The sequence below is a fragment of the Actinoplanes lobatus genome (genome assembly GCF_014205215.1).
Lineage (GTDB): Bacteria > Actinomycetota > Actinomycetes > Mycobacteriales > Micromonosporaceae > Actinoplanes > Actinoplanes lobatus.
Window position 1 is genome coordinate 8,875,671 of sequence record NZ_JACHNC010000001.1, and the last position, 12,653, is coordinate 8,888,323.

14 protein-coding genes and 1 tRNA gene are annotated in these 12,653 nt (G+C 71.3%); 6 read left to right on the plus strand and 9 right to left on the minus strand.

The genetic code is table 11. From position 1 onward, the window contains the following. The first annotated feature begins 9 nt into the window (after positions 1 to 9). A complete protein-coding gene (locus tag BJ964_RS40535) occupies positions 10 to 894 on the plus strand; it encodes an NAD(+)/NADH kinase (protein WP_188125619.1) in 885 nt (294 codons plus the stop codon). Here the strand turns inward: BJ964_RS40535 and BJ964_RS40540 are convergent. From BJ964_RS40540 to BJ964_RS40550, 3 genes are all read right to left on the minus strand, one after another. Further along, a complete protein-coding gene (locus tag BJ964_RS40540) occupies positions 891 to 1,577 on the minus strand; it encodes a hypothetical protein (protein ID WP_188125620.1) in 687 nt (228 codons plus the stop codon). The two genes, BJ964_RS40535 and BJ964_RS40540, sit on opposite strands and share 4 nt — an antisense overlap. Before the next feature lie 160 nt (positions 1,578 to 1,737). Continuing rightward, complete coding sequence (locus BJ964_RS40545) at positions 1,738 to 2,676, minus strand: nucleotide-binding protein (protein WP_188125621.1); 939 nt, start codon at positions 2,674 to 2,676, stop codon at positions 1,738 to 1,740. A 69-nt stretch (positions 2,677 to 2,745) separates the two neighbouring features. Then, positions 2,746 to 2,964: a hypothetical protein gene (locus BJ964_RS40550; RefSeq protein WP_188125622.1), complete on the minus strand. Its 219-nt coding sequence runs from the start codon at positions 2,962 to 2,964 to the stop codon at positions 2,746 to 2,748. Positions 2,965 to 3,071: 107 nt separating this feature from the next. On the opposite strand from BJ964_RS40550, the gene BJ964_RS40555 reads away from it, so the two are divergent. After that, positions 3,072 to 4,061, plus strand: coding sequence for a hypothetical protein (locus BJ964_RS40555; protein WP_188125623.1), 990 nt, complete (start codon positions 3,072 to 3,074; stop codon positions 4,059 to 4,061). A 125-nt stretch (positions 4,062 to 4,186) separates the two neighbouring features. Beyond that, on the plus strand, positions 4,187 to 4,663 hold the full coding sequence (locus BJ964_RS40560) for a QsdR family transcriptional regulator (protein WP_188125624.1): 477 nt from the start codon (positions 4,187 to 4,189) through the stop codon (positions 4,661 to 4,663). On the opposite strand, the gene BJ964_RS40565 is transcribed toward BJ964_RS40560, so the two are convergent. After that, complete coding sequence (locus BJ964_RS40565) at positions 4,653 to 5,534, minus strand: alpha/beta hydrolase family protein (protein WP_188125625.1); 882 nt, start codon at positions 5,532 to 5,534, stop codon at positions 4,653 to 4,655. The two genes, BJ964_RS40560 and BJ964_RS40565, sit on opposite strands and share 11 nt — an antisense overlap. Before the next feature lie 201 nt (positions 5,535 to 5,735). On the opposite strand from BJ964_RS40565, the gene BJ964_RS40570 reads away from it, so the two are divergent. Further along, positions 5,736 to 6,896, plus strand: coding sequence for an alkaline phosphatase PhoX (locus tag BJ964_RS40570; RefSeq protein WP_188125626.1), 1,161 nt, complete (start codon positions 5,736 to 5,738; stop codon positions 6,894 to 6,896). Here BJ964_RS40570 and BJ964_RS40575 read toward each other — a convergent pair. The 3 genes from BJ964_RS40575 to BJ964_RS40585 are packed head-to-tail and all read right to left on the minus strand — an operon-like array spanning position 6,866 to position 8,795. Further along, entirely contained in the window at positions 6,866 to 7,618 is a 753-nt protein-coding gene (locus BJ964_RS40575) for an SDR family NAD(P)-dependent oxidoreductase (protein ID WP_188125627.1), read from the minus strand. The two genes, BJ964_RS40570 and BJ964_RS40575, sit on opposite strands and share 31 nt — an antisense overlap. Before the next feature lie 2 nt (positions 7,619 to 7,620). Then, positions 7,621 to 8,391 carry an SDR family NAD(P)-dependent oxidoreductase gene (locus tag BJ964_RS40580; protein ID WP_188125628.1) on the minus strand — a complete coding sequence of 257 codons (771 nt, stop codon included), beginning with the start codon at positions 8,389 to 8,391 and terminating at the stop codon, positions 7,621 to 7,623. Next, positions 8,388 to 8,795: a VOC family protein gene (locus BJ964_RS40585; RefSeq protein ID WP_188125629.1), complete on the minus strand. Its 408-nt coding sequence runs from the start codon at positions 8,793 to 8,795 to the stop codon at positions 8,388 to 8,390. Before BJ964_RS40585 ends, BJ964_RS40580 begins: the two co-directional genes overlap by 4 nt. 48 nt (positions 8,796 to 8,843) lie before the next feature. Between BJ964_RS40585 and BJ964_RS48735 the strand changes: the two genes are divergently transcribed. Continuing rightward, positions 8,844 to 8,966 carry a hypothetical protein gene (locus BJ964_RS48735; RefSeq protein WP_262479419.1) on the plus strand — a complete coding sequence of 41 codons (123 nt, stop codon included), beginning with the start codon at positions 8,844 to 8,846 and terminating at the stop codon, positions 8,964 to 8,966. A gap of 219 nt (positions 8,967 to 9,185) precedes the next feature. Here the strand turns inward: BJ964_RS48735 and BJ964_RS40590 are convergent, their stop codons facing one another. Further along, positions 9,186 to 9,857, minus strand: a complete 672-nt coding sequence (locus BJ964_RS40590) for a DUF4097 family beta strand repeat-containing protein (protein ID WP_188125630.1) — start codon at positions 9,855 to 9,857, stop codon at positions 9,186 to 9,188. A gap of 303 nt (positions 9,858 to 10,160) precedes the next feature. Here BJ964_RS40590 and BJ964_RS40595 point away from each other — a divergent pair, with 303 nt between their 5' ends. After that, a complete protein-coding gene (locus BJ964_RS40595) occupies positions 10,161 to 12,383 on the plus strand; it encodes a sensor histidine kinase (RefSeq protein WP_188125631.1) in 2,223 nt (740 codons plus the stop codon). Positions 12,384 to 12,540: 157 nt separating this feature from the next. Here the strand turns inward: BJ964_RS40595 and BJ964_RS40600 are convergent. Beyond that, positions 12,541 to 12,621 (minus strand) — tRNA-Tyr (locus BJ964_RS40600). Positions 12,622 to 12,653: the final 32 nt, after the last annotated feature.

A 12,653-nucleotide genomic window follows, 5' to 3' on the forward strand; every position in this document is an offset into this window, starting at 1 on the left:
GGCGAGGCGATGAGCAGCCTGGCTCCGCGGGTGGTGGTCGTGTCCCGGCGCAGTGAGCTCGACGAGCTGCTGGCCCGGCACGGCACGCTGGGTGCGGCCGCGTACTTCCTGCGCCAGCGCGGCCGCGACCTGGACGAGGTCACCGCCCGGCACGAGGCGCTGCGGGCCGCGCTCACCGAGGTGGGCGCGGCGGTGCCGGCGGACTGGCGGCGCGGTCATGTGGAGCGGGCCGATCTGCCGCGGTTCCTGTTCGCGCCGGAGGACGTGGTGGTCGCGGTCGGCCAGGACGGGCTGGTCGCGAACGTGGCGAAGTACCTGGACGGACAGCCCGTGATCGGGGTGGACCCGGAGCCGGGCCGCAATCCGGGGGTGTTGTCGCGGCACCGGGCGGCCGGGGTGGCGGCCCGGCTGCGCGACGCCGGCCGGCACACCGAGGAGCGGACGATGGTGGTGGCCCGGCTCGACGACGGCCAGGAGCTGTACGGGCTGAACGAGGTGTACGTCGGCCACGCCGGCCACCAGTCGGCCCGGTACGTGCTGACCACTCCGGACGGTGACCGGGAGCGGCAGTCGTCGTCCGGGCTGATCGCCGGCACCGGCACCGGGGCGACCGGCTGGTGCGCGTCGATCGCCCGGGAGCGGGCCGCCGCGCCGCCGCCGCCGGGGCCCGGTGACGCCGAGCTGTGCTGGTTCGTCCGGGAGGCGTGGCCCTCCCCCGCGACCGGGGTGCGGCAGACCGCCGGGCGGCTCACCGCGACCGCCGAGCTGGAGCTGACCAGCGAGTCGGAGCGCCTGGTCGTCTTCGCGGACGGGCTGGAGCCGGACGCGCTGGAGCTGTCCTGGGGCCAGCGGGTCCGGATCGGCGTGGCGTCGCGGAGACTGCGGCTGGTCTAGGCCAGGAGGGCTTCGCGCATCTCCTTGCCGGGGTTGAAGCCGCCGACGACCCGGCTGGTGGCCGGGTCGCGGACGTCGACGGTGTTGTTGCGGCGCATCTGCTCGCGGATCGGCGACGGCAGCGGCGGCGCGTCGGGCATGGCGTCGCGCAGGTCGCGGGCGGCCGCGACGAGGCGGGCCGCGAGGGTGGCGGAGTCCGTGTCGGGGAGCACGCCGCCGTACTCCCAGCCGGCCGTGACCAGGTCGAGCAGCTCCAGGACGTGGGTCAGGACCGGGTTCCCGTCGACGATCCGGACCAGCTGCTTGGCCTGGTTCCCGGCGACGGTCACGGCCGCGGTCGTCTGCACGTACGGATGGAAGGCACCGGCCGGCACCGTGGTCAAGGGTGACCGGAGCCGCGTGCCGGCGCTCTGCCAGGTCCAGCGGTAGTCGCGGCGCTCGACCGGGAAGCCCTGGGCGGCCATCGCCGCGAACGCGGTGTCCGCGGACTCGCGCAGCACGAGGGTCGCGGTGACGAGCCCGTCGTCACCGTCGAGCAGCGCGGCCGCCTCGGCGGCCTGGTCGGCGAACCGGGCCTGTGCCTGTCCGCCGAACCGGGTGCGCAGCTCGCGGAGCAGCTCCTGCTGGCGGCCGGGGTCCGTCTGCGCCTGCCGCCCACCCGACCCGAACCGGAACCACCGCATGTCGCCTCGTCTCAGCCGCCTCGAAGATCGCGCAACATGGTAGTCGCCGAGACGGGACCGCGTGCGACCGGATCGTGTCTATAATGACAACCGTTTCCAGCAGAAGTCGCTGAGACCGCGCCGGAATGCCCCGTTTGCCGGCGGGGCACTCCGGCGTTTCTCACACCGTGACCGGGCCCAGCTGGCCGGTGACGTCGCCGTGGGCGGCGCGGACCCAGCCCTTGCCGGCGACCCGCAGGTGAAGAGTGCGCATGAGGTCCTCGCGCCGGCCGGCGGAGATCGGCCGGAACTCGGCGTGCCGCGCGATGTTCGCCAGGGGGGCGGCGTCGTCCAGGTCCTGCGGCCGCGGCGGGCTGCCGGCCTGGCGGGCCCGGCGCAGACCGGCCTGCATGCCGAGGACCGCGATCGGGGCGACGCCCAGCTCCCGTTCCAGGTACTGGCGGTCCAGGTCGTCGGCCACCTTGTTCCCGACGACCGCCACGGCGTCCGCCACGCCGGCCGCCGCCGCCAGCTCCCGGTAGCGGCGGGCCACCGACACCGACTCCGGCGTGGGCTCGGCCACCACGACGATCATGTCGAACTGGGCGTGCAGCGAGTTCGCGAACGCGTCCGTCCCGGCGACCATGTCGCAGACCACCCAGCCGTCGTCGGCCGGATCCAGGTGGGAGAGCAGGTTCTCCAGGATGGCGAGATGCCCGTGGTAGCAGCCGGATCCGATGTCCCCGGGCTCGTAGGTGCCGACGTGCAGGACGTGCGACCGGTCGTCGAGCGGTGTCGCGTGCCGGGCCAGGACCGGGTCCGCAGGGTCGAGGGTGACCAGTCGCGATCCGGGGCCCGGCGGTGTCGTCGCCACGAAGTGGTCCACCCCGGCGATCCGGGTGTTGCCGCCGAGCAGGTGGGTGCGCACCGATCGCACGTTGTCCGGGTGCGACAGCGCGTCCTCGGCGCGCGCGGTCACACCGAGAAGGGGCGCGAGGTGCACGTTGACGTCCGCGTCGACGGCCAGGACCCGGTGCCCGGCCGCCCGCAGGTGCTGCACGAAAAGCGCCGCCAGGGTGCTCTTCCCGCTGCCGCCCTTGCCAGTGAAAGCGATTTTCATTTGCATGAAGGTAAGGATGGCACGGCGTGGTGGCAAGCACCGCCACTCCGCGATTCCGGTTCGGTACACCTACGTGAACCGCTCCGCGCCGGGACGGGCCGGCGCCACCAGGGTGCCGCGGTCGGCGTACCGGGAACGGGTTTGATCGGTCTCCGGACGGGCGCCGAGGTTGACCACCAGGGCCGTGGCGAACTCGGCGCCGAGCAGGCGCCAGCGCGAGGCCGGGGCCGGCGCGGCCGCCGGGCGGTGAGTGGCGGGGAAGGTCATCGGGAAGGTCATCTGCGTCATGTGAGGAAGCGTGACCCCCGATCTCGGGTCTCCCCCATGAGCCTGCTGTGGGCTTGCTGACGGCCCGTGCCGGCCGGTGGCGCCGTCATGGCAGGGTATGCGCCGTGATGGGAGTTCTACTGATGGCCGCGCTGACCGGAGCGCCCGTCGCCACGGCCGGACCGGCCGAGACCGTGTGCCGGATCGAGGACGACCGGCTCGTGGAGATCTCCGGCCTGGTCAGCGACGGCAGCGGCTACGTGGTGATCAACGACAGCTCCGACGACGCGGACCGGCGGCGGATCTTCTTCCTGGACGAGGACTGTGCGGTGACCCGGACGGTGAAGTACCCGTCGGAGCCGCGCGACACCGAGGACCTCACCCGCGCCGCCGACGGGACGTTGTGGGTGGGCGACACCGGCGACAACGACAAGGAGCGGGACTCCGTCGTGCTGTGGCGGCTGGACCCGGGATCGAAGAAGCCGGAACTGTTCCGGCTGGTCTACCCGGACGGGCCGCACGACGCGGAGGCGCTGCTGGTGGGCGCGGACGGCGTACCGGTGATCGTGACGAAGGATCCGCTGACCGCCGGGGTGTACGTGCCGGACGGTGAGTTGCGCGCCGACGGGACCACGACGCTGCGCCGGGCCGGCGCCTGGGGGATCCCGATCGGCACCGGGACCAGCAATCCGTACGGGATCCGGGGCCGGGCCGTGGTGACCGGCGGCGCGGTCAGCCCGGACGGTCGGCGGGTGGCGTTGCGGACGTACGCGGACGCGTTCGAGTTCGACGTGCCGGACGGTGACGTGGTGCGGGCGATCACCGAGGGCACGGCCACGCCGGTGGCGTTGCCGGACGAGCCGCAGGGTGAGTCGCTCGCGTATTCCTCGGACGGGACCGCCCTGTTGACGGTCTCCGAGGGCAAGGGCGGGGTGCCGCTGCTGCGCTACCCGTCGGCGTTGCCGGTCCCACCCTCGCCGTCGCCGTCGCCGTCCCCCGTCGTCGAGGCCACCTCCCCCCTGGACAGGCCGTTCCCGGTCGGCGCGATGATCGCCGGGATCGCCTTCGCCGGGGCAGCCGTCACACTGTTCGCCATGCGGCGCCGCCACCATTTGTGATCCGTTTTCTCCCCTCTTCCGTACCCATTCCGGAAGGGGGGAGAATCTTGCTGATCAAACGGCGTGTCATCGCTCCCGAAGTCCTCCTCCGGGGCGCGGCCATGCATTTTCTACAGCATTCCACAATGGACATGGATGTCCTCGCCACCGAGCTGGCGATCAGCCGGGCGACGCTCTACCGGGCGGCCGGCAGCCGGGACACCCTGCTCGGCGAGGTGTTCTGGGCGATCGGGCGGCTGCTGATCGAGGAGGCGTCCGGGGAGGTCACCGCGACCGGCCCGGACCGGGTCATCGGGATCTCCCGGCAGTTCGCCGAACTGGTCGACTCGGCCCAGCAGCTGCGCGCCTTCATCGCCGAGGAGCCGCAGACCGCGGCGCGGGTGCTGTTCACGACGGCCGCCGACGTGAACCACCGGGCGGTCGACGCGCAGCTCGCGATCTTCGTGGAGTCCGGGATCGAGGGCGAGCCCGGGGATCTGCGGAGTCGGGCCTTCATGTACGTACGGACCCTGGAGTCGGTGCTGTACGGCCCGCTGCTGGGCAGCGGGCCGATCGCCTTCGAGTCGGCGGAGCCGGCTCTGCGGGCGCTGCTCACACCGTGAAGGCGTCGCAGGTGCTGCGGTACTCGCTGACCGCCGTGCCCGCGCCCGGGCCGGGGCAGACGAACTGCCGGTAGCGGGTGTCGTCGTCGACGAACAGTTTCAGCCAGGCGACGCTGGTGGCGGCGATGGTGGCGTTCGGGGTGTTCGGCGCGAAGTGGCTGGCGTTGTTCAGCTCCAGGTAGGCCTTGCCGGGGCCGGACGGCAGGCTCTGGAAGAACGGTTCGGCGTGGCTGCGGACCGGGGCGATGGCGTCGGACTCCGCGCCGATGATCAGCGTCGGCACGGTGTCCCGGCTGAACGACTTGGTCAGGTTCCACGGGGTGAGCGGGATGGCGGCCTGTAGTTCGGGGCGGCTGCGGGCCGCCTCCAGGGCTCCGCCGCCGCCCATCGAGTGACCCATCACCGCCACCCGGGAGGCGTCGATCCGGGTCCGGGCGCTGCTCTGGCCGGTCAGGAAGTCGGCGGCGGCGAGCAACTGGCGGCCGCGACCGGCGGGCTGGTCGGACGTGGTCAGCGTGTCGATGTTGAACACCACGAACCCCTGTGAGGCGATCCGCGGGGCCAGCCAGGCCATGCTCGACCTACGGGCGGTGAAGCCGGGTGCGATGACCACCGCGCCGAAGGTGCCGGCACCGGTGCCGGTCGGGAAGTAGATGTCGCCGCCACCGAAGCCGGTCACCGAGGCGCGGGCGACGGAGGTCTGCGAGATCGCGAACGGTCCGCGTGCCGCCGCGATGCTGTTCGCGCTCGGCGCCGGGCCCCGCTGGAAACTGTCGGTGGCGGCGTCGGCACGCGGGATGAGCGTGATCCCGGCGGCGCCGATCGCGACGGCCGTCGCAATTCCGAATAGGCGCGGAATCGTCTTGCCCAATGTTCTCTCCCCACTGACGAAACGATTGTCTGCGTGGAAAGCGTGACTCCGGAATTCGCGGTCGCCAACGGTTCTGCGATTGTTGAGACGGGGGTCCAGGCAAATCCGGTGAATCGGGCGTCACTGATGGACAGCGACTGGTCGCCCACTGTTAATAATCAGATCGATTGATGGTCAGCAATCTCCACCACCGTCTGGCGCATGGATCGCCGAACCCTTCTTCGCAGCACCGTGGCCGGAGCCGGAGGCTTGGCTCTGCCCTTCACCGCGTGGTCGGCCGCGTACGCCGCACCCGCCCAGAACGCGACCGGACCCTACGGCGCGCTCCAGGCCGCCGACGCCAACGGCATCCAGCTGCCGGCCGGCTTCACCAGCACGGTGATCGCCCGCTCCCGGCAGACGGTGCCCGGCACCTCGTACGTCTGGCACGACGCGCCCGACGGCGGCGCGGTCATCCCCAACGGCTCCGGCTGGGTCTACGTCTCCAACTCCGAGGTCAGCTCGTCGGCCGGCGGCGGGGCGTCCCGGATCCTGTTCGACGGAGGCGGCGCGATCGTCGGCGCCTCCCGCATCCTGTCCGGCACCAACCAGAACTGCGCGGGCGGCAAGACCCCGTGGAACACCTGGCTGAGCTGCGAGGAGGTGGACCTGGGCCGGGTCTGGGAGACCTACCCGCTCGGCGGTACGGCGGTGGCGCGGCCGGCGATGGGCCGGTTCAAACATGAGGCGGCCGCGGCCGACCCGGTACGCCAGGTGATCTACCTGACCGAGGACGAGACGAACGGCCGGTTCTACCGGTTCGTGCCCACCACCTGGGGCGACCTGTCCTCCGGCACACTCCAGGTCCTCGTCGCGGGCTCCGGCACGTCCGGGTCGTTCACCTGGGCTGACGTGCCCGACCCGGACGGCTCGCCGACGCGTACCCGCAGTCAGGTGTCCGGGTCGAAGTCGTTCAACGGCGGCGAGGGCTGCCACTACGCCGACGACACCGTCTGGTTCACCACCAAGGGCGACAACCGGGTGTGGCAGGTCAACCTGCTGGCCGGCACGTACGAGCCGGCGTACGACGACAGCCTGGTCTCCCCCGGGACGGCCCCGCTGACCGGCGTCGACAACGTGACCGGGTCGTCGTACGGGGACCTCTACGTCGCGGAGGACGGCGGCAACATGGAGATCTGCCTGATCACGCCGGACGACAAGATCTCGGTGTTCCTGCGGGTCACCGGGCAGGGCTCGTCGGAGTTGTGCGGCCCGGCGTTCACCCCGGCCGGCAACCGGCTCTACTTCTCGTCGCAGCGCGGCACGACCGGGGCGTCGTCGGGCGGCATCACCTACTGCGTGACCGGGCCGTTCCGGACCTGAGGACGGGTCGCGTCGGCGATCGCCTTGTGTGACACGTGCGCGGTGAGGCCGCCGTCGACCACGATCTCCGCCCCGTTGACGTACGCCGACTCGTCCGAGATCAGGTAGACGATCAACGGGGCGACATCGGCCGGGACACCGACCCGGCCGAGCGGGATCTCCGGTAGCGCCGCGTCGAAGAACGCCTGCGGCGCCGACTCCATGAGCGGCGTGTCGATCAGGCCGGGCATCACCGCGTTCACCCGGATGCCGCGGATCCCCAGTTCCAGTGACGCGCTGCGGGTCAGGCCCCGCAGCGCCCACTTGCTGGCCGTGTAGGGCGCCGCGGCGTGCCCGGAGACTGCCGCCACCGAGCAGATGTTGACGATCGACGAGCCGGCCGGCATGAGCGGGACCAGGGTTTTCATGGCCAGCATCGGACCGGTCACGTTGATCGCCATGGTCCGTTCCCAGGCGGCCACGTCGATGTCCGGGAGCCGGTCACGGCCGGTCACCCCGGCGTTGTTGACCAGGGCGTCGAGCCGCCCGTGCCGGTCGAGGATCTCGGCGGCCAGCTCCTCCCACTGGTCCAGGCGGGTGACGTCCAGATGGCGTACGCCCGGGCCGTCGAGCACGTCGGCCGCGATCACCGTGGCGCCCTCGGCCCGCAGCGCCGCCGCCTCGGCCGCACCCTGCCCGCGGGCCGCGCCGGTGACCACCACGACCTTGCCCTCGCACCGCATGGTCAACCTCCCATGGCGGAGACGCCGCCGTCGATCGCGATGTCCGCGCCGTTGATGAACGTGGCGTCGTCGGAGGCCAGGAACGCGGCCAGTTTCGCCACGTCCGACGGCTCACCGACGCGCCGGGACGGGGTCATCGCCAGCAGGCCGGGCACCGGGCCGTCCGGATCGTCGACGAACTGCGCGGTCTCCGGCGTACGGATCATGCCGGGCGAGATGGTGTTGGCACGGATGCCCACGTCGGCGCCCTGCGCCGCCAGATGCTTCGTGAAGGCCAGCACCCCGCCCTTGGCCGCGCCGTGCGGCGCCATCGGCACGAACGCCACCCCGCGCTTGGCAGCCACCGACGCAACGTTGAGAATCACGCCACCGCCACGCTCGACCAGCCGCGGCCACGCCGCCCGGGTGCAGTGGAACACCAGGTGCAGCTCGTTGCGGATGGTGAAAAACCAGTCGTCCAACGGCATCGTGTCGACCGGGCCGTGCCGCAGCGCCGACGCGTTGTTGTAGAGGATGTCGACACCGCCGAACGCCTCCACCGCGGCCGCCACCCAGGCGTCCGCGCCGGTTTGTTCGCCCAGGTCGACCGGGGCGAGCGAGCGCATCATGCCGCCGGCCTCGCGGACCAGCCGCTCGGTCTCGGCGTTGGCGGCCGCGTCCAGGTCCGCGCCGAACACCCGCGCTCCACGCGCCGCGAACTCGCGGGCCGCGGCCCGGCCCACTCCCCTGCCGGTGCCGCTGATCAGCGCCACCTTCCCGGTCAGATCGGTCACGCCGCACGCTCCACCAGCTCGAGCAGATTGCCTTCCGGATCGGCGACATACGCCATGGTCACGCCAGGTTCGGGCGACGGGCCGGGTGCCATCACCGGCTTCGCGCCGAGGTCCAGCAGGTGCCGATAGGCAGAACCCACATCCGGTACGCCGAAAGCGCAGTGCCCGAAGCCGTGCCGCAGCACCTCGGCGGCCGGGTGCCCGGCGGGTTCGGCGTGCACGCCGCCGGGACGGTGCAGCAGCTCGAAGCGGTAGCCGTACTCGTCGTGGATCAGCATCACGATGTCCAGGTCCACCGGGTCGACCCGCAGCCGCAGCTCGACCCGCAGCCCGAAGGCGGCGGTGTACCAGGCCTCGGCGGCGGCCAGGTCGGCCACGCTCAGTCCGACGTGATCGAGTTTCATGACGGCAGCCAATCAAAGTGGCGCGGATCTCAGAAATCATTCGTCGACATGCCTGGTATGGCGACGCCGGCCCCGCGCGGCAAGCGGGTCAGCCTCACCGTGGACGGGGTGCCGACCGCGCTCCAGGCCGGTACGACGTACAGCGGGACGCTGGTCCTGACCGTCTCGTAGGTCCCGTATCGGTCGACCACCGAATCCGGTGGGAAAACGTCCAAGATCCGGCCGACCAGGTTGCAGGGCGGCCACCCCGTATCGACCGGGGTGGCCGCCTCCCTACCGCAGCGCGGGGCGCGCCCACCGCGGCGAGGGCGAGCGTGCCCGAGACAGTGGAGCCCAGGCAGACCAGCATCGGCAGGGTGCGCTGGGCACGGACGGCGACGTCTTTCGTGGTCAGAGGCTACGGGCGGTGATGTCGCCGTGGGTGGTGGTGGCCTTGATGGTGAGTGCGGCGGTGGGGCCGTCGGTGTTGAGCAGGGTGTTGTGGACGCGGCCGTAGCCGGTGCCGGCGTCGAGGGTGGCCGAGACACCCTTGGCGGCGGCGATGGTCAGGTTGCCCATCTGTGCGCTCAGCACGACGGTGCCGGCGGTGGCCTCGGCGACGGTGATGTCGCCCTTCTGGGTGCTGATCTCGGCGGGGCCGGTGAGCCGTCCGATGGTGATGTCGGCGCCGAGTGCGTCGATCGTCAGGCTGCCGGCTTCGTCGATCTTGACGGTGCCGTGCAGGCCGGTGGCGGTGACGTCGCCGAGCCGGCCGACGCCGCGGAACTCGGCGGCGCCCGCGGTGGCTTCGATCCGTGAGCCGGACGGCACCTGGAGGGTGACCTCGACGGTGCCGGACGGGCCGAACATCTGCTTCGTCGCGGCGGGGCCGGTGACCCGCAGCACGCCGTCGGTGAACTCGACGGTGGTCTGCTCGGCGGCCTTCACGTCGCGGCTCTTGCCGGGGTCGGTCGGGCGGACCTCGACGGTGGTGTCCGTGCGGTCGGCGGCGATCACCTGGATGCGGCCGGCGGGGATGTTCAGAACGGCGGTGACGGCGGTGGTGGTGTCGAACTTGTTCATGATGTTCTCCTCGCGAACTCGTTGTTTCCGATGCGGGAAACGCTACGTTGCGTTCGCAAGTCTGGCAACAAGCTTGTTGCACTGGAGTGGCAAACATGCAGTTCAGAGCCATCATTTCGTTGCAACGGGCGTACAGTTAACGCAATGGATGCGTTGCAATGGGGTGAGATGAACGCTACTGGGGCGCGACGGCCGAGACGCCTTGGAGGCCGGTTGCACCGGCGATGATCCGGGCAGCCTCATATAATTCATCCGATAAGGCGCGGCACACGGAACGGGGGTGCAGCGGTGGTCGGCATACCCATGCCCGACAGGGCCATCCTCGACGCCCCGGCCCGGCTACATGCCGTCTCGCAAGCCCGCGAAACCTTCGCCGGCATGCCCGTCCGCTTCGATGCCATCGCCCGGATGACCGCCCGTCTCACCAACGCGCCCATCGCGATGATCTCCCTGCTCGGCGACGCCGAAGAAGAGCTCATCGGGCGGTACGGGGTTCCCGGGTGGTCCGCACCGGACCGGCACGGTGCACGCCGCCACACGCTCTGCGCCCACGTGGTCTGCGGCAACCAGGTGCTCGCGGTCGACGAGCTGCTTGCGGGCGAGGTCGCGTCCGACGATCCGCTGCTCGTCGACGGCGGAATTCGTGCCTTCGCCGGCGCCCCGCTCCGTGACGAGGACGGCCGGCCGTTGGGTGCGGTGTCGGTCGCCGACACCGTGGCGCGCGCGTGGAGTCCGGACGAACTCGCGGTACTCGCCGAGGTCGCCGAGATGCTCCGGTTCGCGCCGGACGGCGAGCCCGGGCAGACCGGCCGGGCCTGGCCGTCGAGCATGCAAGCCGGCTTCGAGGGGGACCGTCGGTTCTTCGCCGCGCTCCTGGACAGCCTGCAGGTCGGCGTGGTGGTGGCCGACAGCACGGGCCGGCCGGTGCTGGTCAACCAGATGGCACGCAAGCGGAACAGGGTTCCCGACGGCCTCTCTGCGGACGAGGCCATCTCAGCGGTCTGTCGCCGGCTGCACCACCCCGACGGCACTCCGTTCGAGCGACACGAGATGGTCTACATGCGGGCGCTCGTCGACGAAACCGTGCAGCGAGCTGAATCGATCTTGCAAGGTCCCGGGTTCCAGGACCAGCACGTGCTCGCCTACGGTAAGGCGCTCCGCACCGACGAGGGCGAGCTGCTCGGCAGCGTCACGACGGTCCTGGACGTCACCGACCGGTGGCGCGCCGACCGGTTCCGCGAGTGCAATCTGCGGATCGCCACCATGCTCAACCACGCCGACACCGTCGAAGAGGCTGGTCCGGAGCTGGTCAGCGCGCTGGGCGAGGCCCTGGACTGGCCGTGCGCCGCGCTCTGGCTGGCCAACCCGGCCGAACAGGTGCTCGACCTCGTCGCGCACCACGTCGACCCCGGCATCGCGCTCGCCGCGCCGATTCCGGCACGGATGGGACCCGGCGCGAGCGTGACGGGTGAGTGCTGGCAGAGCGGCACGCTGCGGTGGGTTCCGCGATATGCCGAGTCCCGGTACGCCCGCGGGCCCGAAGCTCAGGAGTTCAGCCCGGCCGGCGACGGGCCGCTTCTCCACACAGCGGTGGCGGTGCCGATCCGCGATGAGGATTGCGTCGTCGGCGTGCTGACCTGCTTCGCCGACACGGTCGAACACGACAGGCCGTTGCTCACCGGCCTGCTCGAGGACATCGCCGAGCAGGTCGGCTACTTCCTCGCCCGTCGCCACAGCATGGAGCTGGCGATGCAGTTGGTCCGCGCGAGGGACGACTTCATCGCCCTGGCCGGGCATGAGCTGCGCACGCCTCTGACGTCGATCACCACCTGCAGCGACCTGCTGCTGGAGGACGACCAGCTGTCCGACGACGCGCGTGAGCTGGTCGAGATCGTCAGCCGCAACGTCGGATCCGTGCATGCGATCATCGACGACCTGCTCGACCTCGCCGCCCTGGAGTCGGGCCATCTGCGACCGCAGTTGCTGCCGGTCGACCTGGTCGCCATCGTCTCCGCCGCGATCGCGGAGCTCGGCGATCAAGCGGGGACACGGCTGCACACCTGCTTGCCGAGCACGGTCATGCTGGCCGGCGACGCCCGGCGGTTGCGTCAGGTGGTGGACAACCTGCTCTCCAACGCCGTCAAGTACAGCCCCGACGGCGGTGACATCCATGTCGAGTTGGTCGCCGGGGAGGACTTCGCGGAGCTCGCCGTCACCGACAACGGTATCGGCATCCCCCCGGACGACCGGGACCGGCTGTTCGACCGTTTCTACCGAGGCGGCAACGCCCGCCACAACATCCCCGGAACAGGGCTCGGGCTGACCCTGGTGCGAACCATCGTGCAGGCGCACTGCGGCACCGTGGCCCTGGATTCCACCAAGAAGGACGGGACCCGCATCCTCGTACGCCTACCGCTGCACGCCGCGGCGACGACCCCGGCCGACGGACAGCCCGGTATCGCGCTGCGCTACCCCCTGCGGGGCGTGTTCCGGCCGCTGGGGCCGAACCGGCACGTGCCGGATTGAAACCCGTCTCCGGTACGGGTACGCCTACCCTCTGCGGCATGCCCGCCCATGAGCAGCTCGGTCTCGGCACGCCGCATGATCCGTTCCATGCGGCCACCATCGGCGCTCATGCCCGTTCCCGGACACTCACAGCGAATGGCATGAGCTCCTGCACGAGTGCGGGCGGAGGGATTCGAACCCCCTGAGCGATGCACCTGGTTTACAGCCAGGCCCGACTCTCCAACGTCGGCGCGCCCGCGTGAGGGTGACCGGCCGGACTCGAACCGAGCC